This is a genomic window from Streptococcus sp. ELY_86 (genome assembly GCF_058314495.1).
On record NZ_JBZFUK010000006.1, the window covers coordinates 49,370 to 76,180 of the forward strand.

Sequence of the window (26,811 nt, forward strand, 5' to 3'; positions counted from 1 at the left end):
AAAAACCGGGCTGTCCGTATACGTGCTGCCCACACATTCGGACGACTCCCGGTTTTATCGGTCGTAATCTGTTAGGTTGTTTTCTTCTATTATAGTAATCAATTCATCAGCATAGTTGGGATCGCTGTTGAACCCTGCAGCCTGCAGAGCTCTGGCAACCGTTTTGTAACCGCTGGAAGTCGTCATTGTTGTATAGAGGGCCTTATCCCATATCTTGTCCTGACGCAGGAGTGCCAGATAATCATACAAAGAATCTTCCCAAGACTTATAAACCAGATAGCGGTTGGTCACCTGATGCCAACGGCCGTTTTTGTACTCACGGCTTTTCAGGCGGACACCTCTTTGACCGGCTCCGGCTTTAATGCTGAAAAGGTTGTGATACTTACTGGCCAGCAAAGTCCGGCCGAAATTGCTGTCCAAAGCTGCCTGACCGATAATGACCGAGCTTCTCACTCCATAGGTTTTAGACAATTTCTGAGCTGTCGGAGCAATTTCTCTGATAAATTCTCTATGGCTATAAGCACTGGCAGTCTCCTTTTGAGCACTCGCCAATCCTCCGCTGCCTAAAATCGGCAGGAAAACAGCCAGAAAAAGAAACGACATCACTGCCACAAAAAACTTAAATTTGAGTCTTGCTCTCACCGCCTATTTCTCCTTTAACTTTTCTAAATATTCTTCTAAGGTCAGCTTATGCTTGGCCATGTATTTAGCAGACTTCACACCGACATAGCGATAATGCCAGTCTTCATAGCCAATGCCTGTCGCACTCTTTTTGTCCTTAGGAAAGCGCAGGACAAACCCATATTCAGGCGCAAGTTGGGCAACCTTGGCAACAACATCTGGGTCACTTTCATTCAGGCTGTCAACGGTACTCATATCAACTGCCAAGCCTGTTTGATGCTCACTGGCTCCCGGCGGCTGCGAATAGGTCTGAACCTCTTTTTCGGCCTCTTCCTGACTCAGAGCAGAATTATTTGCTTGTTCCTGAGCCACATAATTGTTATAAAGCTCTTCTTGATAGGCAACACTGCGGTAGCCTGATATCAGGTGTTCCCCGGCGTCAACTTTTTGAGCAGCTGCCAGAAAGCCGCGGGTTTTTTCTGCAATACGAGAATCCACTGAAACACCGTTAATATCTGCTAAATCCGGATTCATTTCAGCTGTTATATGGTCTCGGTTAACCAAAACCAGCTCCCAGTCATCCGGCGAAACATCTGGCAAATCTGCTGCTTGACGGCTCGAGGGGCTTTTTTGAGCAGTCTGCTCTGTTTTATGCTTTGCTGCCTCTTGGTGAGGCTTTTGCTGGTCTTTATGCAAGAAAAGATAAATCCCGAAAACAAAAAGCACAATAATTCCGATTTGCAATAAAACAGTCAGTAAATTAAATTTCTTTCTCATTAGCTTTTTTTAAAATTTCTCTTCCTTGGTGACGATAAGCCATGTCTGCAATGGTTTCAATTGAAAATTTTTGATTCTCATAAGAAACAACTGTCACACTGCCATTATCAATAGCCGCTTTTTCTTGCTCATGATCAACCAGCCACACGAAAGTTCCGATAGTCAAACCGTGGCTGACAACAATAGCATTGCCGCCGCCTGATTTTTCAATAGACTGAGCAATGGCTTCAAAACCGCCGTAAATACGATTTTCAATAACATCCCAAGGTTCGGCCCAGTTGGCTGTATCTACTTCGACAAGACTGGCTGCCAGCTCAGGATAAGTGACCTCTGCAAAAGTCTTTCCCGTATTAAAAGCAGCTGTCCGCGGCAGGACTCCCTGAAACAAATCCCCGTCATAGCCGCCGTCAAGACTGCCGAAGCACCACTCCCGGATGCGTTTATCACGTGTATAAGGCAGATTTTCATTGCCCATCTCGCGAAGAATAATTTCCATAGTCTGCATGGTTCTGCCGCTGTCACTGGAGAAAGCAGCCTTAAAAGGGATCTTAGCTTCTCTCAGACCGATGCCCAGTTCTCGTATGCCTTCTTCACCAAATGTTGTCAGAGGGGTGTCACTCCAACCTTGGGCACGTCCAATTGTATTAAACATTGTTTTCCCATGTCTAGCTATATAGAGTTTTGTCTTTGCCATTTTTACCCTCCTAATCTAGCCTATATTATATCATTAAATGAAAACACTTGCAAAAAACTTGCAAGTGCTCTCTTAATTTTTAAAACTGTGTATCGGCGCAGGAATCTGCCCGCCTCTAGCAATAAAATCGGCTGATGAATTTTTATTAACTGACATGACCGGAGCAGCACCCAGCAGGCCGCCGAATTCAATCATGTCCCCCTCTTTGCCTTTAGGGATAATGCGGACGGCTGTTGTTTTTTGATTGATAACACCAATCGCTGCTTCGTCGGCAATCATAGCGGCAATCGTTGTATCCGGAGTATCGGCTGGAATGGCAATCATATCCAGGCCGACCGAACAAATCGCTGTCATCGCTTCTAATTTTTCAAGATTGAGCGAACCGTTTTGCACTGCGGCAATCATGCCTTCGTCTTCCGAAACCGGAATAAAAGCTCCCGACAGACCGCCAACTTGATTACAGGCCATGACACCGCCCTTTTTAACTTGGTCATTGAGAAGAGCCAGCGCTGCCGTTGTTCCGTGAGTTCCGACCGTCTCCAGTCCCATTTCTTCCAGAACACGGGCAACCGAATCACCGACCGCCGGAGTCGGAGCCAGCGACAGATCAACAATGCCAAATTTGACACCGAGGCGCTCACTGGCCAATGTTCCCACTAACTGTCCGATACGGGTAATTTTAAAGGCAGTCTTTTTAACCGTTTCAGCGACAACGTCAAAACTTTGACCGCGGACTTTCTCCAGAGCACGCTTAACAACTCCGGGACCCGACACCCCGACATTAATGACAACATCAGCTTCACCCACACCGTGAAAAGCACCTGCCATAAAGGGATTATCCTCAACAGCATTAGCAAAGACGACCAGTTTGGCCGGTCCCATCTCAGAAGCTGCAGATGTTTCCTTGATGATTCGCCCCATATCACCAACTGCAGTCATATTAATACCGGACTTGGTCGATCCGATATTAACAGATGAGCAGACAAAGTCAGTTTCTGCCAAAGCCCGCGGAATGGAATTGATGAGAATTTCATCGCCTTTTTGATAACCCTTTTGAACCAAAGCCGAAAAGCCACCGATAAAGTTCACACCAATGTCCTTGGCTGCACGGTCAAGCGCCTTTGCCAAAGGAACATAATCATCGGCATCTGTGGCAGCACCAATGATGGAAATCGGTGTCACAGAAATACGTTTATTGACGATGGGAATCCCCAGTTCTGCTGAGATGTCATCGCCAACTTCGACCAGCTTGCCGGCTTTAGCAACAATTTTATGATAGATCTTTTCAGCAGCCTTGTTGATATCCGGATCAATACAGTCGAGCAGGGAAATGCCCATGGTAATGGTGCGGACGTCAAAATTCTGCTCTTCGATCATCGCAATCGTTTCAGTAACTTGTTTAATATCCATTGCTTCAAGCCCCCGTCTTACAAGTTGTGCATAGCATCAAAAATAGCTGAGCTTTGAATATTGATTTTGACATTCAAGGTCTCACCAAAGTCCTCAAATTCTTTTCGGAGCTGGGCAAAATCTTTTTTCTCATCAGCAGAAACAACTGCCATCATAGTAAAATAACCTTCTAAAACGGTCTGTGTAATGTCATCAATATTAAGTCCGAGTTCTGCAATCTTCGTTGCCACACCTGCTACAATTCCGGTTGTATCTTTTCCAACTACTGTAATAATTGCCTTCATAAAAGCCTCCAAATGTATGGTATTTTATTTATTTTAGCATAAAAAAGATGAAAATTCTATATTCAAAAGCGTATCATTGTTCGGCTTTTCCTTTTATTTTTTCCTCAGCCGGCTGAAAAAATAATACCTGCAATTAAATTCCTAAACGTTAACCCTAAAAAAGAAGGACAGGGCTTCTTCTTGCATTTCATCTCCGAAGATGATAAACTGTAATTAGTTTATAAACTAACAAGGAGAGGCTTATGTTTACAGGCAAGAGACTGAGAAAAAGAAGGGAAGAACTTGGGCTTTCACAAGCGCAGGCAGCTGAACAGCTGGGCATTTCAAGGCCGTCTTATTTCAACTGGGAAGCCGGCAAAACCAAGCCCAATCAAAAACATTTAGCAAAACTGGCTCAGCTGCTAAGGGTTGAGCCTGCCTATTTCTCTGCCCAATATGACATTGTCCGGATTTACAGCCAGCTAAATGCAGACAACAAGGAAAAAACACTAAACTATTCAGAGAATCTGCTCAAACAGCAAAACAAGAAAGTGACAAGGATGGAAAACAAACGTTATACTTACAAGGTTTATGAAAAATTATCCGCAGGAACAGGCTACTCTTATTTTGGAGACGGTAACTTTGATACGGTCTTTTACGATGAGGAAATCGACCATGATTTTGCTGCTTGGATTTTTGGAGATTCTATGGAGCCGACTTTCCTAAACGGTGAGGTGGCTCTTATCAAGCAGACAGGATTTGACTATGATGGTGCCATTTATGCCGTAGATTGGAACGGTCAAACCTATATCAAAAAAGTTTATCGCGAGGAAAAGGGCCTGCGCTTGGTCTCTCTCAATAAAAAATATGCCGATAAATTTGCTCCATACGAGGACAATCCGCGAATTATCGGACTGATTGTCGGCAACTTTATGCCTCTTGAAGGCTAGGACAGCAGCTAATAAACGGTCTTCAGTCTTCAGACAAGGCTCTGCCGCAGACGGCGTTCAAAAGCCCTTATCTCCTGGCAGCGATAATGAGGACTGTTTAAAATGAAAAAGCAGGATAAACCGATAGTTTGAAAGATAATCGGTTTATCCTGTTTTTTTACCTGTTTGAACACCTTGACAACTGAAAAAATCAACCGGCTTTTTCTTCGACATAGATCTGAGCTGCAACCGCTGATGTAATCTGCAGCTGTCTGCCATCCTTTTCAACTGTATAGGCTCCTGCAAAATCATCATACTCTAAAAGCGTCAATTCATCTCCAATCTGTAAAGCGTGCTGCTCCATATATTTCAGCAGCTGGAAATTATCCTGAACACGCTTTAAGATGTAAGTACCCTTCTTAGCTGTTCCCTTTAGGGTCGTATGGTATTTCTCAACCAGAGGCTCCCCCTGCTGCGGGATAGTGCCTCCGTGTGGACAGACCTTTGGATAGTTAAGGAGTTTATCCAAACGTTCGATAAAAATATCAGAGACTGTATGTTCCAGCACCTCAGCTTCTTCATGGATTTCGTCTGCCGTATAGCCCAGATGATTCATTAAGAAAACCTCAATTAAACGATGCTTGCGGTAGAGAGCCGAGGTCAAAGCCATTCCTTTTTTAGTCAGCAGATAGCCTGTCTGCTTATCTTTAAGAATCAGGCCTTCCTGCAGAAGTTTTTTGACCATTTCTGAAACTGCCGGAGCAGAGACTGACATCTTAGCTGCAATCTGTTTATTGCTGATTTTTTCCCCGTGCTCGCCGAGCTCATAAATAATTTTTAGATAGTCTTCTTTGTTAGGTGTCATAGTTTATCCTCTTCTTTGTCAAACTCATTATATCAAAATGTTAACAAAAAAGGGATAAAAGTTTTTATTCTCAGCTCTCGCATCAGCAAGGGCACATAAGGCAGCTAAACCTAGTCGGACAGACCTGCTGTGATTTGATCCAAATTCCATTTCATCATGGTATAGTAGCTGTCTCCTGCCTGCCCTTTTTCAGCAATTGAGTCTGTAAAAATTTTGGCTGCGATAGGAATGCCTGTATCCTTAGCGACAGCCTTCATCGGACGGTCATCAACACTGCTTTCCACAAAAAGTGCCGGAATACGTTTTTTCCGCAAGGTTTCAACCAAATGTTTGATTTGATCCGGCGTTCCTTCTTCCTCCGTGTTAATTTCCCAGATATAGGCCGATGGAATATCATAAGCTTGCGAAAAATATTTAAAACAGCCTTCACTGGTAACAATCATTTTCTTTTCAGCCGGAATACGGTGTATTTTTTTCTTAGCCTGTTGATGGAGTTTCTCCAGCTTTGCTCGGTAACTGTTAAAGTTTTTCTTATAATAGGCCTCGTTTTCAGGGTCTTTTTCTGAAAGATGTTTCATAATGTTGCGTGCATAAATGATGCCGTTTTGGAGATCAAGCCAGGCATGAGGATCTTCCTTGCCTTTTCCTTTGCCTCCATTAAGGTAGATAACCTTTACACCGTCACTAACTGCAAAATAATCTTTGCCAGGTTTTTTACCCGCGTTTTTAACGAGCTTGGGAAACCAAGCCTGACCGCCATTTTCAAGATTAATGCCGTTGTAAAAAATCACATCGGCCTGTGATGTCTTTTTGACATCCTCTGCCAGGGGTTCGTATTCGTGCGGGTCACGGCCAACAGGAACAATACTGTGCAAAGCAATCTTATTGCCGCCAATGTTTTCAGCCATGTCCGCAATAATGGAGTTTGCAGCGACCACATTCAGTTTTTTATCCCTTGTCTGTTGCTCAGAACAGGCAGGCAAAACTACCAAAGGCAAGCAGACAAGCAGCAAGACGAACTTTTTCATATCAATCCTCCTTCATGTGTTTTCAAATGGGGCTCTTCTCATTTTTCCTCTGTAAAAACTTCTGCTTAGGCGCAAAGATAAAGGAAATTAAGAACATCAATGCTGAGGTCAAAACAATACTTGAACCCGCAGCAATGTTAAAACTATACCCGATAAACAGGCCTAAGACTGATGACAGAGCCCCTAAAGCTGATGATAAAAAGATCATAGACTTCAGACTGTTGGCATAGAGATAGGCTGTTGCTGCAGGGGTAATGAGCAAGGCAACAATCAAGACAGTTCCCACACTTTGCATGGCTGTCACTGATACTAAAGTCAGCAGAACCATCAGCAGGTAATGGTAATAAGTGACGGGTACCCCCATGGATTTAGCCAAAGTAGGGTCAAAAGAGGTCAGCAAAAGCGGTCTGAAAAATAAGGCCAGCACCAGAAGAACAAGCAATGAAATCCCTAAGGTAATCCATTTATCTGTGTCCTCTACAGCTAAGATATTGCCAAACAAAATGTGAAACAAATCGGTCGAACTGTTGGCAAAGCCAATCAAAATAACGCCCAGAGCAAAAAAAGAACTAAAAGTAATTCCGATAGCCGTATCCCCTTTTATAATGCTGTTTTCTCGGATAAATGTAATAAGCAGGGAAGCGAAAAGGCCAAAAACAATGGCTCCGATAAAAAAATTGATCCCCAAAATATAAGACAGGGCTACTCCCGGCAAAACAGCGTGAGAAATGGCGTCTCCCATAAGGGACATTCCGCGAAGGATAATAAAACAACCGATTGCCCCTGCGACAACGCCAATAACCACTGCCGTCAGCAAGGCATTTTGCAAAAAATGGAACTGCTCTAGGCCTGTTAAAAATTCTAAAATCATCTAAACACCCCCGGTCACTAATATTGAAGAACCGTAGGTTCTGCTTAAATTTTCCTGTGTAAAAACATCCTTGGCAGGACCAAAGGCAATCACTTTTCGATTTAAAAGCAGGACCTGATCAAAATAAGTTTCAGCCTTACTCAGGTCATGATGAATAACTAAAATCGTCTTTCCCTTTGCTCTAAGCGCCTGTAAGACCTGCATAATCATCTCCTCACTGACAGTATCGATGCCTGCAAAAGGCTCATCCAAGAAAATATAATCCGCCTCTTGAACCAAGCAACGGGCAATAAGCATGCGCTGAAACTGACCGCCCGAAAGCTGACTGATAGGGCGTTCTGCATAATCCTCCAGATTAACTCGAGCAAGTGCTTCCTGAACACGAAGCCAGTCTTGTTTTTTCAGCCTCGAAAAAAAGCCAAGTCCGGAAAACAAGCCCAGAGCAACACACTCTTTTACCCGAATTGGAAAATTCGGATCAACAGCAGCTTTTTGTTCCACATATGATACTCTCTCCAACATCTGACTCAGCCGTTTCCCGTCAATGAAACTCTCCCCTTGATGAGCCACCATTCCTAAAATGCCTTTAAACAGGGTTGATTTTCCGGCACCATTAGGCCCGATAATCCCTGTAATAGCAGAAGGTGCAAATTCCAAAGAAATATTATCCAAAACAAGCTGACTGTGATAAGCAACACTCAAATTTTTTATTTCCAGCATCTCAGGCTCCTTTCCATAAATAATATAGCTTAATATAAAAATTAAGTCAAGTTAATTTTTATATTAAACAAACTTTCTTTGCGCTAGAATTGCAGAGTACTAATCTGCAGAAAATAAAAACCAAGACTGCAAAATGATTAGATAAATCACTTTTACTGTCTTGGTTTTTGACAAATCATATAAAATTAAATTGCGAATCGTTGAACGTCCTGTGCCGGTATTAAGGTTTCTTTTTTTTAAACTTTAACGGACAGCCTTGTACAAAGACTGACCGGCAGCTAAGCTCGTTAATCCTTATTAGCTTACCGGCTCGGCACACTGCCCAAGTACTGGCACCAAGTCTTTCTCGCGCCATTTTCTAAAAGACTGACGGCGATTTTTTCTGCGCTTTCCTTAGTCGCTGCCAAAGCAATCAGACAGCCGCCGCGGCCGCCGCCGGTTAATTTGGCACCTAAAGCACCGGCCTGCCTTGCCACCTGACTTAAGCGGTCAAGCATGGGATTAGACACTGTCAAAGACGCTAAAAGCTGCTGCGCCTCGTTCATAACCTCACCTAATTCCCGAATCTGATTATTAAGAAGGGCTTCTTTTGCCAATCTGGACAGCTCACCCAATTCTCTGATAGACAGCTCGGCATCCAGCCGGCTTTTCCCCTCATGCAAGAGCTCTTTAACGGCTTGGATGGCCTTTAAAGTTTGTCCTGTCTGCCCGGTATCAGCAACAACCAAATAGGCATCCAGGTCAATTGTCAGCTGCTCAATCGGCTGATCCTTGACAAAAAAGACTGGAGCTCTGCCGCTGGTTGTGACTGTATCAATTCCGGAAGGATTCCCATGCGCAATTTTCTCTGAGGACTGAACAATCTCCCACAATTCCTTGTCGCTTAAGTCCTTGCCATAAAAATCAAAGAGACTTCTGGCAATAGCAACAGCGACCGCTGCGCTGGAGCCCATACCGCGTTCAGCAGGAATGGTAGAGCGGATATCTATGTGCACAGGCGGATCTTGCGGCGCCCCGATTCGGTAGAGCGAAAAGCGAATGGCATGCTTGAGACTTTCGAGAATCTCAGGCATTTTATGCACCAGACCGTCATAAAAATCACAAGTGACTGTCAAAGCTTCGCCTTCTCCTTTTACTTCTGCCACTGTTTCCACTGCAGAAAAGGGCAGGGCAATCGCCGGCTCTCCGTAAACAACTGCATGTTCTCCCATTAGAATAATTTTCCCGGATGCTTTTCCTAAAGCAACCTTCTTTTCAATGATAATATTTCTTTTTTCTTTTAATTGAGGACTAGTCATACTTTTTATTATATCACTTTTCTTAAGGCTCCTCGGCTTAAAAACTATTTTTTCTTCAGGTTGATATCCTGTCTGATTTTGGCGCGGAAAAGAGGGAATCTTTTAAAATCTAAAGAGCACCGCCGTTAGTGGCAATAATTTTTTTCATCCACGCATAAGATTTTTTAGGACTGCGCTTAAGGCTTCCTCGGCCTTTATCATCCATATCTACATAGATAAAACCGTAACGTTTCTTCATTTCACCCGTTGAAAGAGAAACAAGGTCAATAGGTCCCCACATCGTATAGCCCAGACAAAGAACACCGTCAATATTCACCGCATCTGCCATGGCACGCAAATGATCTCGCAGATACTCAATCCGATAATCATCTTCCACATAGCCCTTTTCATCTGCCTGATCAACAGCCCCCATTCCATTTTCAACAATGAAGAGTGGCTTTTGAATACGGTCATAAATTTCATTCATGACATGACGAAGACCTAAAGGATCAACGGCCCAGCCCCAAGGGGTCTCCTCTAAATAGGGATTGGATGAGCCCCCGACATTGAACCAATCATCGCCTGCCTGAGTTGTATTGGAGCGGTAATAACTAAATGAAATAAAATCCAGCTGTCCTTCCTGTAAGATTTCTTCATCTCCTTTGGCCATCTGAATGGCTTTAACGCCGTGTCTCCGCCAAATATCCTTAGCATAGAAAGGATAGTAGCCCCTGCCCATAGTATCGATGAAATACCAGTTTTCACGCCGTTCCTGCAAGCGCTGAAAGACATCTTCAGGCTTACAGGTAGCAGCGTAGAGCTCACTCATGGCATACATAGCTCCGAATTGGCTGTTCGGCATCATTTCATGCCCCAGTTTAACAGCTTTAGCACTGGCTACAAACATATGGTGTGCTGCCTGATAACGATCCTGACCAGTTGAATTTCTGGTACCGCAAGGACCAAAGCCTCGCACAGCATTTATTTCATTAAAGGTCAGCCAATAGCGGCAACGATCCCCGTAACGATCAAAAAGAACACGGCAGTACTTGACATAAGCATCAATCAAGTACCGGGAAGACCAACCGTCATATTTCAGAGCCAGCTGCATAGGCATCTCATCATGACAAATCGTAATCAAAGGTTCCATGTGATATTTGGCCATTTCATCAATGACCTTGTCGTAAAACTGCAAGCCTTCCTCATTTGGTAACTCTTCTTCACCCGTTGGAAAAATACGGCTCCAGCAGATTGAAAAGCGAAAAACGTTAAAGCCCATACCAGCCATTAAAGCAATGTCTTCTTTGTAATGGTGGTAAAAATCTACGGCTTTATGACTGGGATAATACTCCTCATCTAGGAAAATAGGTTTAGCTTCCGGAGGTACCGGATCAGCATAGAAGAAAGAACTTCTGGGCCTGATAATAGAGCCATCCGGCATTTCCATCGTATGATGACGGGGATGCTCTGGGGAGCCATCTGTTTCATAATCGTGAGATAAAAGACCGCGGCCGCCTTCGCCAAAACCTCCTTCAAACTGAAAATCGGCAGTAGCTCCGCCCCATAAAAATCCTTCTGGTAATTGATAAGTCATAAATCTTCTCCTACAGCACTGTTCCTGATTTTACTTTTCCTTCATGTTTGAGGGAAATATTCTTGCCCTTGTTATCAGTAATAACCGTCATTGTAGTTGTGTCATAGCCTTTTTGCGCCAAAGCCTCACGGTCAATTTTAACAACCGGCTGCCCGGCTCTGACCAAATCTCCTTGCCCAGCGAGGACATCAAATCCTTGACCTTTTAATTCAACCGTATTGATTCCAATATGGACAAGAATTTCCACACCGTCTGTTCGTGTCAGCCCAAAAGCATGACCGGTTGGAAAAACTGTTGTCAGCTTTCCGTTTGCAGGAGCTACAATAAAGTCGCTTTCCGGATTTATAGCTACACCGTCTCCCATCATTTTTGATGAAAAAACTTCATCAGCAACATTTTCAAGCGACAAAAGCTGACCGTCAGCAACAGCTACAATAGCGTCATCTGCTACCTGAACCTTTACAGGTTCCGTCACTTTTTCCGATTCTTGGCTGTCAACACCTAAAACAAAGGCAACAACTGCTGCAACAGCAATGGACACCAGAATACCGACTGCAGCAGCCACAGCTGTCTCCTTAAAAATCGGCAGAGACAGAATATTCGAATACCCCATAACATAAGCCCTGACACCAAGAAGACCTGCCACAAGACTGCCGGCAAAACCTCCGGCCATAACAGCATACATCGGTTTTTTATATTTCAAATTGACTCCGTAAATGGCCGGTTCGGTAACACCGGCAACAATGCAGCCGATAGCAATGGACAAATATTCACTACGTTTCATTTTATCTTTGGTTCGCGCTGTCACTCCCAAAACTGCACCGCCTTCTGCCATATTATGCATCAAAAAGGCCGGCCGAAGCATTGCATCATAACCCGGATCAGAAATCAGCTGAGGCATAAAAGGTGTGATGGCCGTATGCATACCGGCCATGACCATCCATGGAAGCGCCGCTGCCAACAAGCCGACCGCCAAAGCGCCGACAGTTCCATCCAGCCACATAAAGAGAGCAGCAATTCCCCGGCCTATATAATTGCCCAGAGGGCCTAAAATAAGAAAACCTAAACTGCCGGCAATAAAGATTGTCCCCATACCGACAAAGACAGCCTTAAAAATATTAGGAATAACTTTATTCAGCAGTTTTTCTGCATAGTAAGCTACAATAGCAATCAAAAGAGCAGGAAGCAGGGTTGTTCCATAAGAAAGCAGATTTACCGGCAGACCAAACAGCGTAATAGGCTTTGCTGCTGTCACCAAAACAGTAAAATTCCCATGCAGCAAAGATGCCGCTGCGGCCATGGCATAAATCTGAGTACCTCCAAGCTTAGTCGCTGCCCCGTAGGCTACAAAAATAGGCATAAAATAAAAGGGAGCATCCGCTATAGCAGAAAGCAGCTGATAGCTGGGAGTTTTCTCATAAGCTGCGCTAATAAAAGTAACCACCAATAGGAGCGCTACTTTCAGCATACCTCCGGCAATCAGACCCGGAATCATCGGCGTTACTGCACTGGAAACGAATCCAATTAACTTATTTAAAACATTTCCCCACGTCAAAGGTTCCTTTTCTTTCAAGTCTCCGTCTAAATTTTCGTCAACCACTCCCCCAGTCTTAACATCAAAATCACGAAGAATTGCCTCATAGACAGGGATAAGGTTTTCTCCCAAAATGACCATGTACTGACCGCCAGCATAAACCACCCCTATAACACCGTCCAGCCCTTCTAGAGCTTTCTTATCAGCTTTCATGCTGTCTTTGAGGTTAAATCTCAGGCGCGTCATGCAATGCGACAGTAGTTCAATATTAGCTGCACCACCTACGTTTAAAACAATATCTTGAGCCAGTTTATTATAATCCATAGCTTCCCCCTTTTGATAAAATTATCAAAAAAAATTGTTATTTTTTACAGAAATTATACGACCTTTTGAAAACGGTGTCAATATTTTTTGGCAATTTTTTTGATTCATTTTGACAATTTTGTCTCTTTTAATTACAATAATATATTAGGTAGAAAGCTATGAATTTTTTAGAAAACATTGAACATCATAAAACAGATTATTCAAAGACCGAGTGGAAAGTCTATCAGTACGTCACTAAAAACATCGAGACCTTAGAAACCTTTACCATTACTAAAATTGCTGAGCTGTCCCACACGTCAACTTCGGCTGTTCTGAGGTTCTGTCAAACTCTGGGCTATAAAGGTTTTAAAGACTTCCGCTACGCAGCTATTGATTATCTCCACCATTATTACAAGCGCAGCTCTGTTGATATTTTGGATCAGATGACTGATAATTACACGAGCCTTATCAACCAGATACGCAATCTCAACCGTGATGATATTCAGCAGCTGACTCAGGCTATTTTGACCCCAAAGAATCTCCATATCTTTGGCATCTATTTGTCCTCTCTGCCAGCTAAATACCTGTATATGGGGCTGCAAAGCATCGGCATTGCCAGCCATTTTGCAGGTGATTTAAACAGCGGCTCCCACCTGACAAACATCATCAGCGAAGAAGATACACTGATCATGTTTTCTATGACAGGCAGTATTTCCAACTATAAAAGAGTCCTGTCGGCACTGCAGAACAATATGCCAAAAAATTCCTACTTAATCACGTTAAACGAAAAGGCTACATCTGCAAAATATTTTGGCCATACCATTGTTCTTCCCGGAAGCGTGTTCAGCCGGCAGTCTATTGTAGATGTTCAGTCTGTCTCCATTATTTTTGTGGAAATACTTCTCAACTTGATTCATGAAAAGCTGGGCTAACTTTTTCTGGCTAAACTTTTATTTATCGGGGATATAAAAAACAGCTGCCGCAATGCGGCAGCTGTTTCTATCAAGCGATACATTAAAATGCTGAATGAAGCAGTAGCTGGCTTGTTAAAATATCCCTACTCTTTAATAGACTGTTGGCAGCAGTAAAAGCGCTGTGCCTCATTCTAAAGTTTTTCTACCCTGCCTTAAAAGTCACCGTCATGGTTGTTCCCTGACCTCGGATGCTTTGGACGGTGATTGCGGCATCGTGGATTTGCAGGGCATGTTTGACGATGGAGAGTCCTAGGCCTGTGCCGCCGACTTTTTTCGAGCGGCTCTTATCCACTCTGTAAAAGCGTTCAAAGATGCGCTCTTGTTCACTTTCATCAATTCCAATGCCATTGTCTTTGACCTCTAAGACAACTGTATCTTGCTGAGGCTTCACACTGACATAAACATCGCCGTGCTCGCGATTGTACTTAATCGCATTGTCGCACAGATTGTAAATAACTGAATGGAGCAGAGCCGGATTGCCTGTTAGCTGAGCTGACTCTCCTGACAAATGCAGAGACACTTTCTTTTGGGTCGCCTTTGATGAAAGAGTATCCATCACATTTTTTGCCACCTGATACAGATCAACAGATTCCATAGTTACTTGAGAAGACTCGTCTAAATGAGATAAATTGATTATATCTTCAACCAGCTGAATCATGCGCTGGGATTCAATATAGATTTTTTCTGAAAACTGCTGTACATCTTGGTCAGAAACCAAATCATTGGTCATCATTTCAGAGTAGCCTGCAATCAAGTGCAAAGGCGTTTTTAGCTCGTGGGAAACGTTCGCTGTAAATTCACGCCGCATCTTTTCTGCCTGCAGCTGATCCGTTACATCAAACAGCAAAATCATGACACCGGTTACCTTGCTGTCTGCAGTAATCGGCCGTATCAGCACACGGTAATTCTCCTTGCCAAAGGTGACCAAGCCTTCTTTTTTCTTGCCTTTCAGGCCTTCTTCTAAAAGCTGGTTGAGTGTGATATCGCGTGTTATTTCTAAAATATCTTTGCCCATACAGCTGTTATCTGTCTGAAAAAGCTGCATAGCCGCGGCATTAATACTGATAATAGAACGTTTTTCATCCAGCAAAATCATGCCTTCTCTGATTTTGGAAATAATAGTATCAAACTCTTTTTTCCGTCTTGTCAGCAGGGCATCTTGCCTGCGCAGCTCTCTTTGATGCCGGTCAATTCGTCTCAGAAGAGGCGATAATTCTTCATAAACATCATTAGCCAGCGGTTTTTCCAGATTCAGGCGATTGAGAGGCTGGACAAGTTTTCTGGCTGTGTATCTGGCCACAAAGACTGAAAGCACAACCGCAAGAATCACAATCAGAATCAAGGGCTGCAGCATGCCCAGCAGTAACAAAAGAATGCTGCGCTGTGTGACCGACAGGCGGACAATTGTTCCATTATCCAATCTTTGAGCCACATAGAGCGAGCGCTGGGTCAGAGTTGATGAATAGCGGGTGCTCTCACCATAGCCCTCCTTCAAAGCTTCCTTGATTTCTTCGCGATTGCCATGATTGCTCATCTTAGCCGGATTTGATTTGGTGTCATGAAGAACCTTCCCTGTATTATCCACCCAAGTGATACGAACATTGGAGGTCTTCAGACTCTCAAAATAATCTTCTCCGTCCAGAGAAATCCCCTGAGCTGCCAAGGCTGTCTGCGTCTGCAGCTGCTCCATTTCTACATCTGTAAAATAGCGGTAGAGCACCCCCATTATTAAAATCAAAGAAGACAGAACAACACCAATACTGGCTAATAAAATCGACCGGAATAGTTTTTTAGTCATGCGGCTCCTCCATTCGATAGCCAACTCCGCGCACGGTATGAATGTATTCTCCGCAAGGACCCAGCTTTGTCCGCAAGGTACCGATATGAACATCCACCGTCCGCGTTTCAATCAGGAAATTATCGCTCCACACTTTATCCAATAGCTCCTGACGGGTAAAAACACGGCTGGGATGGCGCATGAGTGTTGACAGCAGTTCAAATTCTTTGAGTGTCAGATCAATCCTTGTTCCGTTTCGTGTCACTGTGTAATTGCGCGGATTGAGCCTCAGCTGACCAAAAGTGAGCTCTTCATCTTTTTGCACTCCCCCGCTGCGGCGCAGCACGGCCTTAATGCGAGATACCATCTCCATCATACCAAAGGGCTTAACCAGATAATCATCCGCTCCCAAATCTAAGCCCTTGACCTTATCGTATTCGGTTCCTTTAGCTGTTGCCATAATGACAGGAATATGGGAGCTCCTGCTGTCTGCGCGCAGCTTTTTTAAAATACTGATTCCATCTTCCTCAGGCAGCATAATATCTAAAAGAATGAGTTCGGGCTGCTCTGTATTCAGAGCCTGCCAGAAAGATTGGCTGTCAGGAAATCCCTGAGCCTCAAAACCCGCAGTGCGCAAGGTATATAGCATCAGCTCACGGATATCATCGTCATCTTCAATGCAAAATATCATGTTGCTTCTCCATCTAACTGCCCTGTGATTGAAAAAAGCACCCACTTGGCAATATTAACTGCATGGTCTCCGATTCGCTCAATATATTTTGAAACCATCAGGACATCGATGGCATACTCGCCGTCCGCATCCGGCTCGGCGAAGTATGAAATCAGTCCTTCTTTTATTGTATCAAATTGTTGGTCAACATGGCTGTCTTTAACAATAACTTCTTGCGCCAGGGCTTCATCATCACGGACGAAAGCATCGATGCTGTCTGTCACCATCTGAACGACAAAGCGTGCCATTTCTTGGAGGATCTGAACTTCTTTTTGCCCTGATTTAATATGTTTTAGGGCGATAATACTGGCGATCTCAGCGGACTGAGAACCAATACGCTTCATGTCATAGATCATTTTAAGAGCAGCTGATATCCGCCGTAAATCCTTGGCAACCGGCTGCTGCCGCAGCAGGAGTTTTAAACACTGTGACTCAATGTCTCTTTCCAGCTGATCGGTTTGAGCCGCAATTTCACTGACATTGTTCACCAGATAAAATTCATCATCTTCTAAAATATCAAGAGATTTGGAAATGGCTTCTTCGCAAAGAGCCCCCATTAAAATTAAATCTTTGTTTAACTCATTAAGCTGATTTTCGAATTTTGAACGCATCAACCAAACCTCCCTGTAATGTATTCTTCCGTCCGTTTATCCTGCGGCAGTGAAAAGAGCTGACTGGTCTTATTGTATTCAACCACTTCTCCCAGGAGGAAAAAGGCTGTTTTATCAGAAATACGGACCGCCTGCTGCATGTTGTGAGTAACCATTACAATGGTATATTTTTTCTTAAGTTCTGTTACCAGATCTTCGATTTTAGCAGTGGAAATAGGGTCCAGGGCACTGGTTGGCTCATCCATTAACAGTACATCAGGTTCAATAGCCAAGGCTCTGGCAATGCATAAGCGCTGCTGCTGGCCGCCTGACAGACCAAGAGCTGATTTCGTCAGCCGATCCTTGACCTCGTCCCAGATGGCAGCATTTTTCAAAGAGTGCTCAACGATTTCATCCAGCTGCGCCTTAGCATGAATACCATGCGTCCGCGGACCAAAAGCAATGTTATCATAGATGCTCATGGGGAAAGGATTGGGTTTTTGAAAAACCATGCCGACTTTTTTGCGTAAAACATTGATGTCAATATCGCGGTAAACATCTTGCTTATCAAGCAGCACATCGCCGGTGATTCTGCAGTTTTTAACGAGATCATTCATGCGGTTAAGGCTTTTTAAAAGGGTTGATTTCCCGCAGCCTGACGGTCCGATAAAGGCCGTTATTTCGTGCTCTTCAATAGCCAGATTGACATCTTTTAAGGCATGAAAATCCCCGTAATACAAATCCAAATGATTGATGGCTAATTTACTCATCGCCTGTCTCACTTCCTAATTTTCTTGCAATAGTCTCCGATAAGAGATTGATTATAATCACCAGCACCAGCAAGACAACTGCTGTCGCATAGGTTTGGTTAATATACAGTCCTTCTCCCGAAATAGCATACATGTGCACTGCCAGGGTTCTGGAAGAGCGAAAAACACTCTTAGCAACCTCTGCCACTGTTCCTGCCGTAAAGATAAGGGCAGCTGATTCACCGACAATTCTCCCGATAGCCAGAATGACACCCGAAAAAATACCCGGCATAGCACTCGGCAGCACGATGTGAAAAATCGTGCGGAGCTTGCCGGCACCAAGAGCAAAACTGCCTTCGCGATAGCTGTCAGGCACAGATAAAAGGGCTTCTTCTGTCGTCCGCATAATCAAGGGCAAAATCATGATACTCAGGGTCACTGACCCGGACAGGAGTGACAGGCCAAAATGCGCATATTTCACAAAGAAAAGTGCCCCAAAGAGACCGTAAATAATGGACGGAATTCCTGAAAGTGTCTCTGTTGCAATACGGATAACAGAAACAAAAGGATTTTCCCGCTTGGCGTATTCTGTCAAATAAATAGATGCCCCGATACCAATAGGAACTGCCAAAACCAGGGACAAAACCGTGATAAAGACAGTATTAACAAGGGCAGGGAGCAAGGAGACATTCTCACTGGTGTACTTAAACTCAAAAAGCTTAGAACTGAGATTGGGAATCCCCTTGATTAAGATATAGCCCACAATAAAGACAATGGAGACAAAGGTAAGAACAGCCGCACCGTATACCAGCAGGAATAAAACCAGAGAGACCGGATCCTGCTTGTAGGATTTTAATTGCTGCTGAAAATTTCGTTGATTGATGTTTTCCTTTTCCATGACTAATCCTCTTTATGAAGCAGGGAGAAACTGATATTGATAATAAGGACAAAAATAAACAGAATAACCGCTGTCCCGATTAAAGCTTCTCTGTGCAGACCGCTTGAATAGCCCATTTCCATAACAATATTGGTGGTCAGGGTCCTGATACCGGAGGTCAGAGAATCAGGCAAAACAGCCTGATTTCCGGCAACCATGATAACAGCCATTGTTTCACCAATCGTACGGCCGATTCCTAAAATGACCGCCGCCAGAATTCCCCGTTTGGCTGCTGGCAGGACGGCAAAAAAGACACTGCGCTCATGCGAGGCTCCCAAGGCAAGCCCGCCTTCATAATAACTGTTGGGCACTGCTCGGATGGCCGATTCAGAAACGCTGATAATGGTTGGTAAAATCATCAATCCCAGCAAAACTGATGCCGTAAGAACACCCATACCAAATCCGCCGATATGTTCTCTGACAAAAGGTACTAAAACCACGAGACCAAAGAAACCGTAAACAACAGACGGAATGCCTGCCATGAGATTGATAGCGCTGCGCAGGGGCCTGTAAATTTTTTCCGGACAAAATCTGGCCATAAAAACCGCTGTCAGCACACCAATAGGAACCCCTATCACAAGGGCTCCCAGAGTCACATAAACGGATCCCACAATCATAGGAAAGATGCCATACATATTATTGGCAGGCTGCCAAACAGTTCCCAGAAGAAAATCCTTAAGACCTATTTTTTGAATGGCAGGGATCCCGCTTGAAAAAAGGAAAACACAGATTAAAATAACCGATATAATAGAAATACAGGCGGTAAGAAAGAATACCGCTTGCATTACTTTTTCTTTAGAATGATTCATTCACAGCTCCTTATTTTGAGAGAATATCATCCCATTTTGTTGTATCGCCTTTGAAGATTGCTTTAACTTGTTTACTGCTCAATTCCTTGATATCATTGCCTTTGTTGACAATAACAGCGATTCCGTCCAGAGCAATTTCCTGTGATTTAACACCCTTTGAGGTTTCAGATTTTTCAAGTTCTCTTGAAGCCATTCCAATATCACAGGTCTTATCAATAGCATTGGTAATTCCGGTTGAAGAATCACTCTGCTGAATTTCAATCGTCACCTTAGGATTGACTTTCAGGTAAGCTTCCTTAAGCTTTTCCATAACAGGTGTTACTGAACTTGAACCTGAGATAACCAATTTTCCGGAATCCACACTGGATTCGTATTTTTCTTTCCCGTCAATTGCAATATAGCCGTTGCTTTCAACAACTTTTTGACCGTCGCTGCTCATAATGTAGCTGATGAAGTCCTGAGCTACGTCGCTAATCTTATCCTGCGTCACAATGTTGAATGGACGGGAAATTTTATAGCTGCCGTTTTTGACATTCTCTACCGATGCCTTGGCGCCGTCAATTGACAAAACCTTGACCTTATCATCTAAAGAGCCCATGGAAACATAACCAATGGCATTCTCATCTCCGGCAACTGTTGTCAGCATCACGGCTGTTGAGTTGGTCACAGCTGCTTTATCGGTTGTCAAATCAACCTTTTCACCGTTGCTTTTTTCTTCTTCAATTCCGAACAGCTCAACAAAAGCTCCCCGTGTTCCCGATCCGTCTTCACGGGAAACAACATTGATCGTCTGCGAAGACGATTTTTCACTGGAACTGCCGCAGGCACTCAATAAAGCTAAACCAGCCAAACCTGTCACTGCAAGCGCCGATAAGAATTTCAATTTTTTCATGATAGACTCCTAATCTAAAAGACATATTAATCTTACAGCTTTTATTATACGCACCAAACATCAAATCTTTTACCTTGATTGTGTAAAGTTTTTGTAAAATATCTAGATATTACTACCCCTGCTAACGGACCCAAAAAGCAATCGAAATCGCTGCTTTTTAGGGTATTTTGGGCGTTTTAAAATAAGGCAAGCAATTTTTTCAACATTACCAGAACAGCTGGCATAAACGACTTTTATCATACCTATTTCTCCTTTCTTTGCTGTTGGAAGAAATGCATCATCTCTTGAAGCGATGCCATCAAGTGACTGCTGTCTTTCATCCCTCCAAAACTCTTACCCACCTCTGCTTGAACATATAAGACATCTTCTCTAAGAGCCAGACCTTCCGGCGTGATCGTCACAATCACATCTCTGGCATCAGTTTTTGACCGCTCTTTTTTGATTAACCCCTTATCCTAAGAACCAGCGTCAGGGTTCCGCTGTCAAGAAACAGCTTGTCACGAAGCTCTTTGATTAACTTTACCGCTTTTAAGACAAGAAAACAAAAAGTAGGACAAAAACATCCTACTTTAAATTTCTTTCCGAAAAATAACAACAGTAAACTAGAATTATGAACTTATGTTAAGCAGTTAAGGAACATATACTTTCCGACTAAGCTGTTGCTTTATCAGAAATGTTAGGTCTTTCATCAAAGGGAGATAAGCAAGTTATAAAATAATTATATAAAAAGGAAATTCTCGTTTCCAAACCCATTTACTAGAAATTTTCAAGATTTAATTTTTTAAGAAAATTGTGGTAAATAGTGTTATATTTTAAAGCTCTGCTGCTGTTTGGTGTTATTTTTTGGCTAAACGTACTTTTTTCACTCTCTTTATCTATACCCTCTATCTGTTTTGTTAGAACATATGTTGCATAGCAACCCGGCTCTGACTGATTCGTAATATATACTGGTTTATTGATAATATCAGATAATATTTCAGCAAATAAGGGCGTTTGAAAGAAACCTCCCGATAACGTAATCACGTTTGTTTTTCCCGCTATAAACTCTAAATCCTCTAAGATACATCTCAAATTTAACAACATTCCTTCAATTGCTGATCTAGCCATTTCTTTTCTAGTATGATTAAATGTTAAATTTAAATAACTTCCTCTAATTTCTTCATTCCAAAGCGGAGCCCTTTCTCCACCCAAATAGGGTAAAAATAATAAATCGCCTGAACCAGCTTCTGTTCTTGATATTTCATCAATAATTTCCTCAAATGTCGACTCATTATTATATAAGTTAGTTTTAACCCATTCAAGAATATTGGCTCCAGAGTTACTTGCCCCGCCAACAACGCACTCACTCCCTGTCATTGGATAGACAAAAACTGACAAGTTATCAAATTTCACCTGTGTAGACTTCACCACAGTTCTTACTGCCGACGATGTCCCGATTGTAATAACGGTTTCTAAATTCAAATGGTTAGTCAGTCCTAAATTAGCCATCGGACCGTCCCCGGCACCAAAAATAAAGAGAGTGTTTGCGTCTACTCCATTCAGTCCCACTTGTAAATTAGACACCCCTGATTCATAACTCTCAATATTGACAATTTTGGGTAACATATCGCTTGATATCTGTAAATAGTCAAGAATTTTTTGATTCCAATTTTTGGACTCTAAGGACATCAATCCTGTACCAGCTGCAGACGAACAGTCCATTTTATTAACTCCAAAAAGGGTGTAGAACAAAAATTCTTTTATTCCCATAAAATGAGCTGTTTTACGAAACAAATTAGCATCCTCTTGCTGTAACCACTGAATTTTACTTAGCCAAGTCATTGCATGAATAGGAGTCCCAGTATTTTTCCAACAATATTTTCCAAAATCAGTATATCGCAAATTTTGGGCATAGTTTTTTGAACGACTATCTGCCCACGTAATGACATTAGTCAATGGCTCAAAAGAATAGTCTAATGCAATTAAGGCGTGCATTTGACAACTAAATCCTATTGAAATAATTTTATCTGGGTCTTTAAGTTCTTTACATACCTCTTTAAGAACCTCAAAAACAGACTCTATTAGTTCTTGTGGATCTTGCTCAGCCTTACCAGTACTGTCGCGTTTCAATTTATTTTGAAATTTGCTATGAAAAATATCATTTCCAAAATAATCATAGAGCACTGCTTTAGTGGCTGTAGTTCCAATATCTACTCCTATGATAAAGTCCATATCTTCTCCTTATCACTTAAGACCATTGTGTTTAATGACACTCTGGTACCAATAAAAAGATTCTTTTCTTATACGCTTAAATGTTCCATTACCATAGTCATCTTTATCAACATAAATCACACCATACCGTTTACTCATTTCACCGGTTGAGGCAGAAACTAAATCAATAATTCCCCAAGCAATATATCCCATAACAGGGATACCATCTCCTAGTGCTTTCAAAACTTGATAAATATGTTTGGACATGTATTCAATTCTATAAAAATCCTCTATTTTATTTTCTTCAACAGTATCTCTAGCACCGATACCGTTTTCAACCAAAAATAATGGCTTCTTATATTTTTCGTACAATCGATTTAATGTAATGCGGAGACCTAGTGGATCAATAGACCAGCCCCATTCAGTATTTTCAAGATAGGGATTTTTTGCTGATTTTACAACGTTTCCTTCATTTTTCTCAACGTTTTGGTAGTTAAATGCGGATGTCCTTGACGAATAATAGCTAAAAGCAACAAAATCAACTGAACTTTTTAGTTGCTTTTTATCTTCCTCTGTTATTTCGAGACCTATTTGATGCTCTTTAAGAAGGCTCTGAAAATAATAAGGGTACTCACCGTTTACTTGAACGTCAACAAAAAATATATTGAGATGATCATCTGCCATAGATTGCCAAACATCCTGAGGATTACATGAATAAGGATAAAAACTACCCCCAGCAATCATACAGCCGATTTTCGTTCTAGGACAAATTTGTTTGCAATGTTTAACCGCAATTGAGCTAGCAATTAACATATGGTGAGCGACTTTAAAGAGCACCTCTTTTCTATTTTCATTCTTAGATAAAGTGATTCCTGCGCCTGAAAAAGGGCTGTGCAAAACAATATTAATTTCGTTAAAAGTAATCCAGTAATCAACAAGGTCGCCAAATTCACGAAAACAATTATCTACATAATTGACATAAAAGTCGATAACTTTTCTATTCCTCCATGCACCATATTTCTCTATCAAACCATATGGAATATCAAAGTGCGCTAAAGTTACTAAAACTTTCATATTATTCTCTCTGCACTTTTGAAATAACTTTTTATAAAAATTAATTCCTTCTTGATTAGGCTCAGACTCATCTCCATTAGGGAATATCCTAGACCAAGATATAGATGTTCGGAACACCTTTAATCCCAACTCACCTAAGAGAGCTATGTCGCTCTCATATCTATGATAGAAATCAATTCCCGTGTGACTTGGATAATACTCGGTATTATTAATTTTATCAGGAGAAACTTCTCCTAATTTTATCTTGCTTCTATTTTTTCCATAAGGAATGAAATCAATATTACTCTTTCCTCTTTTCCCATCAGTCCAAGCACCCTCAGCTTGATTAGCAGCTATAGCTCCACCCCATAAAAAATCTTTTGGAAAAATCTCATTCGTCATTTCTCTACCTCAATAATTGGATTATTCAACAATAGAGAATCTTTTTCATTTATTGAAACACTTTTATAATCTTTAGTATTAGTTACAATAACCATAGTGGTCGGATCATAGCCTTGTTCTGTAATATAATCAATATCAATGGTTCCCAACTTTTCACCTTTTTTGACTTTTTGATCCTTATGAACTGGAATATTAAATCCTCCCCCGTTTAATTTTACCGTATCAATGCCAATATGTACCAGCACTTCTAATCCATTAGGTGCAACCAATCCTAGAGCATGTTGTGTTGGGAAAACTGAGGTGATCGTCCCTGAAATTGGAGCATAAATAGTGTTAGAAGTTGGTTCAATTGCAACACCTTTACCTAAAATCTCTTGACTGAAAACGTCATCTTTGACGCTAGATAATGGTTTTATTTTCCCTTCAATCGGAGGAAAAATCACATTAGAATTAAGGAGGTCTTCATCACCCTCCTCTTCAATTTCATAAGGAATATCTTCAAATCCAATGATTAAAGTTAATACAAATGAAAGGATGACGGAAGTAATCATAATGACAATAATCCAAAGAATACTTGAAGGATTATCTTTCTCAATAAACTGAACACTAGTAAATAATCCAGGTGCAGCCATTGAGTGGCTAGCGAGACCAGCTAAGCCGGCCATAGCTCCCGTCACAAAACCAGTAATTGCAGAGGCAATCATTGGTTTTTTCAATCTAACTGCAACACCGTATAGGGCAGGCTCTGTAATCCCTGCAATAATGGCAGATGAAGCCGCTGCTAATGCGGTTTGTTTTAATTCTCTATTTTTTGTTTTATAAGCTACGGCAAGAGATACACCACCGAGTGAAAGATTTGCTCCAATTTCTGAAGGCATTACCATACCTTCTTTACCAGCTTCGGCGATTGTAGTAACAATAGTTGGTGTAAACACCCTATGCATACCGGTCATTACCAATATTGGCCAAATTGCACCCATAATAGCAACAGCTAAAAATCCTAATTTATCATGAACGAAATAAACAACTTCTGAAATTCCCGTACCAATTAAAATACCTAACGGTCCTACAACAATGATAGCAATGGGCGCTGCAATAAGCAGTATAAGCATCGGTTTCAAAAAATTCTTTGTTACTAACGGTGTAATTTTATCCACCCAATTATCAATATATTTTAATAACCAAGTCATTACAATTGCCGGGATAATTGTATAAGTATATTTTACAGATAGAACTGGCATCATTAAAAAGGTAACATCTTTACCTTCCGCAGCCTGAGCCATCAAGTCAATAAAAGTTGGGTGAACCATCACTCCAGCAACCGCTAAAGCAAGATAAACATTTGTTTTAAATTTCTTTGAAGCTGAAACGGCAACTAAAATTGGTAGGAAGAAGAAAGGAGCGTCACCTATTGTATTTAAGATATTATATGTAGAACTCTCTAAACTGAGCACACCAACCATATTGAGAATCATAGCTAACAATTTAATCATTGATCCACCAATGATGGCCGGAATTAATGGAGACATGGTGCTAATGATTGCATCAAGAATATTTATTCCAATTTGTTTTAACGTCAGTTTTCCCTTCTCCTTAGGAATAGAGGATTCACCATTGATTCCCAGATCAAGTAACTCTTTATAGGCATAAGCAACATCGTTTCCAATAATGATTTGATACTGACCGCCTTGTTTAACTACTCCCGAAACTCCATCTATTTTTTTAATTCTGTCAGTGCTTGGTATCGAGTCATCTTTTAAAATGAACCTCAATCGCGTCATACAGTGAGTTAAATCTTCTACATTATCGATACCCCCAATTTCATTTAAAATTTGGGAAGCCATGTTTTTATAATCTTTAGCCATTATTTATCTCCACTTTTTTCAACATCATGTCCTCCAAAGCCATTTCTAAGGGCTGCGAGAACTTTGCCAGAAACCGTATCACTTTGAAGCGACCTATTTCGCATCATTAATGAAAGAGCAATAACTGGTGCAGGAATTTGCAAATCCAAACTTTCCTCCACAGTCCACTTTCCTTCACCTGATGCTTGAACCCTCCCGATAATTTTTGTTAACTTAGGATCTTTAGAAAATTCTTGCTCAGCAAGCTCCATTAACCAACTCCTAATAACCGAGCCGTTATTCCAAAGTTTTGCAACTTTTTCAAAATCATATTCATATGGTGAAGCATCCAAAATTTCAAATCCTTCTGCGATAGCTTGCATCATTCCATATTCTATTCCATTATGAATCATTTTAAGATAGTGACCGCTACCAATCTCCCCTGTAAATAAGTAGCCATCTTTTTGTGCTAATTTAGCAATAATTGGTTCTAATATAGGCCAAGAGTCCTTGTCCCCACCAATCATAAAATTCGCACCATTTCGAGCTCCTGAAATACCACCTGACGTCCCAACATCAAATAGCTTGACCCCCTTTCGACTCGTTTTTTTATATTGATTAAGATTATCCTTATAATTTGAATTTCCTCCATCAATTAATAAATCGCCCTCTGAGAGTTTTTCTGTTAAGTCATCAATCATCGAATTTGTGATGGTACCAGAAGGCAGCATCACCCAAGCAATTTTTGGACATGGTAAAGCTTCAATCAAATCATCAATTGAGTCCACTCCCTCAATGCGATTTGAATATGCCATAGCATTTTCCATAGCTGTATGGTTGACATCATATACCACCAAATCCAAGTCATTATCTACAGCATTTTTTGCAAGATTTAGACCCATTTTACCTAAACCTATTATTCCGAATTTCATTTTATTCCTCCTGTATCCAGTTACACATGAAATTATACGAAATTTT

General features: G+C 41.8%; 26 protein-coding genes. 2 read left to right on the plus strand and 24 right to left on the minus strand.

All coding sequences use genetic code 11. The features are described from left to right. Positions 1-54: 54 nt before the first annotated feature. The 5 genes from AC4HAN_RS08450 to AC4HAN_RS08470 form a co-directional block, all read right to left on the minus strand. The gene (locus tag AC4HAN_RS08450; protein WP_491092127.1) at positions 55-642 is read right to left on the minus strand and encodes a glycoside hydrolase family 73 protein; all 588 of its coding nucleotides are present in this window, start codon (positions 640-642) and stop codon (positions 55-57) included. A gap of 3 nt (positions 643-645) precedes the next feature. Continuing rightward, positions 646-1,398: a M15 family metallopeptidase gene (locus tag AC4HAN_RS08455; RefSeq protein WP_491092128.1), complete on the minus strand. Its 753-nt coding sequence runs from the start codon at positions 1,396-1,398 to the stop codon at positions 646-648. Further along, positions 1,382-2,092 carry a histidine phosphatase family protein gene (locus tag AC4HAN_RS08460; RefSeq protein WP_491092129.1) on the minus strand — a complete coding sequence of 237 codons (711 nt, stop codon included), beginning with the start codon at positions 2,090-2,092 and terminating at the stop codon, positions 1,382-1,384. The genes AC4HAN_RS08455 and AC4HAN_RS08460 overlap by 17 nt, the downstream gene beginning before the upstream one ends. A 72-nt stretch (positions 2,093-2,164) precedes the next feature. Further along, entirely contained in the window at positions 2,165-3,502 is a 1,338-nt protein-coding gene (locus AC4HAN_RS08465) for a PFL family protein (protein WP_491092130.1), read from the minus strand. A gap of 17 nt (positions 3,503-3,519) precedes the next feature. Continuing rightward, positions 3,520-3,786, minus strand: a complete 267-nt coding sequence (locus tag AC4HAN_RS08470; RefSeq protein ID WP_491092131.1) for an ACT domain-containing protein — start codon at positions 3,784-3,786, stop codon at positions 3,520-3,522. Positions 3,787-4,028: 242 nt separating this feature from the next. Here AC4HAN_RS08470 and AC4HAN_RS08475 point away from each other — a divergent pair, with 242 nt between their 5' ends. Beyond that, positions 4,029-4,715, plus strand: a complete 687-nt coding sequence (locus tag AC4HAN_RS08475) for a helix-turn-helix domain-containing protein (protein WP_491092132.1) — start codon at positions 4,029-4,031, stop codon at positions 4,713-4,715. A gap of 190 nt (positions 4,716-4,905) precedes the next feature. Here the strand turns inward: AC4HAN_RS08475 and AC4HAN_RS08480 are convergent, their stop codons facing one another. The 7 genes from AC4HAN_RS08480 to AC4HAN_RS08510 all read right to left on the minus strand — a co-directional run bounded on the left by AC4HAN_RS08480 (position 4,906) and on the right by AC4HAN_RS08510 (position 12,907). Continuing rightward, positions 4,906-5,559 (minus strand): metal-dependent transcriptional regulator, encoded by a 654-nt coding sequence (locus tag AC4HAN_RS08480; RefSeq protein ID WP_491092133.1) that lies wholly within the window; start codon positions 5,557-5,559, stop codon positions 4,906-4,908. A 110-nt stretch (positions 5,560-5,669) separates the two neighbouring features. After that, the gene (locus AC4HAN_RS08485) at positions 5,670-6,587 is read right to left on the minus strand and encodes a metal ABC transporter substrate-binding lipoprotein (protein WP_491092134.1); all 918 of its coding nucleotides are present in this window, start codon (positions 6,585-6,587) and stop codon (positions 5,670-5,672) included. Positions 6,588-6,609: 22 nt separating this feature from the next. After that, positions 6,610-7,458 carry a metal ABC transporter permease subunit gene (locus tag AC4HAN_RS08490; RefSeq protein ID WP_491092135.1) on the minus strand — a complete coding sequence of 283 codons (849 nt, stop codon included), beginning with the start codon at positions 7,456-7,458 and terminating at the stop codon, positions 6,610-6,612. Continuing rightward, positions 7,459-8,178: a metal ABC transporter ATP-binding protein gene (locus AC4HAN_RS08495; RefSeq protein ID WP_491092136.1), complete on the minus strand. Its 720-nt coding sequence runs from the start codon at positions 8,176-8,178 to the stop codon at positions 7,459-7,461. A 302-nt stretch (positions 8,179-8,480) separates the two neighbouring features. After that, positions 8,481-9,476, minus strand: coding sequence for a mevalonate kinase (mvk, locus tag AC4HAN_RS08500; protein ID WP_491092137.1), 996 nt, complete (start codon positions 9,474-9,476; stop codon positions 8,481-8,483). Between the two features lie 109 nt (positions 9,477-9,585). Next, positions 9,586-11,049 carry a glycoside hydrolase family 1 protein gene (locus AC4HAN_RS08505; RefSeq protein WP_491092138.1) on the minus strand — a complete coding sequence of 488 codons (1,464 nt, stop codon included), beginning with the start codon at positions 11,047-11,049 and terminating at the stop codon, positions 9,586-9,588. 10 nt (positions 11,050-11,059) lie between these two features. Further along, positions 11,060-12,907: a glucose PTS transporter subunit IIA gene (locus tag AC4HAN_RS08510; protein ID WP_491092139.1), complete on the minus strand. Its 1,848-nt coding sequence runs from the start codon at positions 12,905-12,907 to the stop codon at positions 11,060-11,062. Positions 12,908-13,065: 158 nt separating this feature from the next. Between AC4HAN_RS08510 and AC4HAN_RS08515 the strand changes: the two genes are divergently transcribed. Next, entirely contained in the window at positions 13,066-13,818 is a 753-nt protein-coding gene (locus AC4HAN_RS08515; protein WP_491092140.1) for a MurR/RpiR family transcriptional regulator, read from the plus strand. A gap of 184 nt (positions 13,819-14,002) precedes the next feature. Here the strand turns inward: AC4HAN_RS08515 and AC4HAN_RS08520 are convergent, their stop codons facing one another. The 12 genes from AC4HAN_RS08520 to gnd form a co-directional block, all read right to left on the minus strand. Next, positions 14,003-15,658, minus strand: a complete 1,656-nt coding sequence (locus AC4HAN_RS08520; protein ID WP_491092141.1) for a sensor histidine kinase — start codon at positions 15,656-15,658, stop codon at positions 14,003-14,005. Continuing rightward, positions 15,651-16,328, minus strand: a complete 678-nt coding sequence (locus AC4HAN_RS08525) for a winged helix-turn-helix domain-containing protein (protein ID WP_491092142.1) — start codon at positions 16,326-16,328, stop codon at positions 15,651-15,653. The genes AC4HAN_RS08520 and AC4HAN_RS08525 overlap by 8 nt, the downstream gene beginning before the upstream one ends. After that, entirely contained in the window at positions 16,325-16,981 is a 657-nt protein-coding gene (gene phoU, locus AC4HAN_RS08530; RefSeq protein WP_491092143.1) for a phosphate signaling complex protein PhoU, read from the minus strand. The genes AC4HAN_RS08525 and phoU overlap by 4 nt, the downstream gene beginning before the upstream one ends. After that, positions 16,978-17,727 carry a phosphate ABC transporter ATP-binding protein PstB gene (gene pstB / locus AC4HAN_RS08535; protein ID WP_027975455.1) on the minus strand — a complete coding sequence of 250 codons (750 nt, stop codon included), beginning with the start codon at positions 17,725-17,727 and terminating at the stop codon, positions 16,978-16,980. Before pstB ends, phoU begins: the two co-directional genes overlap by 4 nt. Beyond that, positions 17,720-18,604, minus strand: coding sequence for a phosphate ABC transporter permease PstA (gene pstA / locus AC4HAN_RS08540; protein ID WP_491092144.1), 885 nt, complete (start codon positions 18,602-18,604; stop codon positions 17,720-17,722). Before pstA ends, pstB begins: the two co-directional genes overlap by 8 nt. A 2-nt stretch (positions 18,605-18,606) precedes the next feature. Further along, complete coding sequence (pstC, locus tag AC4HAN_RS08545) at positions 18,607-19,452, minus strand: phosphate ABC transporter permease subunit PstC (RefSeq protein WP_491092145.1); 846 nt, start codon at positions 19,450-19,452, stop codon at positions 18,607-18,609. A 10-nt stretch (positions 19,453-19,462) separates the two neighbouring features. Continuing rightward, complete coding sequence (locus AC4HAN_RS08550; RefSeq protein WP_491092146.1) at positions 19,463-20,344, minus strand: substrate-binding domain-containing protein; 882 nt, start codon at positions 20,342-20,344, stop codon at positions 19,463-19,465. Positions 20,345-20,586: 242 nt separating this feature from the next. Beyond that, positions 20,587-20,745 (minus strand): hypothetical protein, encoded by a 159-nt coding sequence (locus AC4HAN_RS08555; RefSeq protein WP_491092147.1) that lies wholly within the window; start codon positions 20,743-20,745, stop codon positions 20,587-20,589. Positions 20,746-21,100: 355 nt separating this feature from the next. Continuing rightward, the gene (locus AC4HAN_RS08560) at positions 21,101-22,555 is read right to left on the minus strand and encodes a gluconokinase (RefSeq protein ID WP_491092148.1); all 1,455 of its coding nucleotides are present in this window, start codon (positions 22,553-22,555) and stop codon (positions 21,101-21,103) included. A 12-nt stretch (positions 22,556-22,567) separates the two neighbouring features. Further along, on the minus strand, positions 22,568-23,989 hold the full coding sequence (gene ascB / locus AC4HAN_RS08565) for a 6-phospho-beta-glucosidase (RefSeq protein WP_491092149.1): 1,422 nt from the start codon (positions 23,987-23,989) through the stop codon (positions 22,568-22,570). Further along, entirely contained in the window at positions 23,986-25,854 is a 1,869-nt protein-coding gene (ascF, locus tag AC4HAN_RS08570) for a PTS cellobiose/arbutin/salicin transporter subunit IIBC (protein ID WP_491092150.1), read from the minus strand. Before ascF ends, ascB begins: the two co-directional genes overlap by 4 nt. Next, entirely contained in the window at positions 25,854-26,765 is a 912-nt protein-coding gene (gene gnd / locus AC4HAN_RS08575) for a phosphogluconate dehydrogenase (NAD(+)-dependent, decarboxylating) (RefSeq protein ID WP_491092151.1), read from the minus strand. Before gnd ends, ascF begins: the two co-directional genes overlap by 1 nt. Positions 26,766-26,811 lie beyond the last annotated feature (46 nt).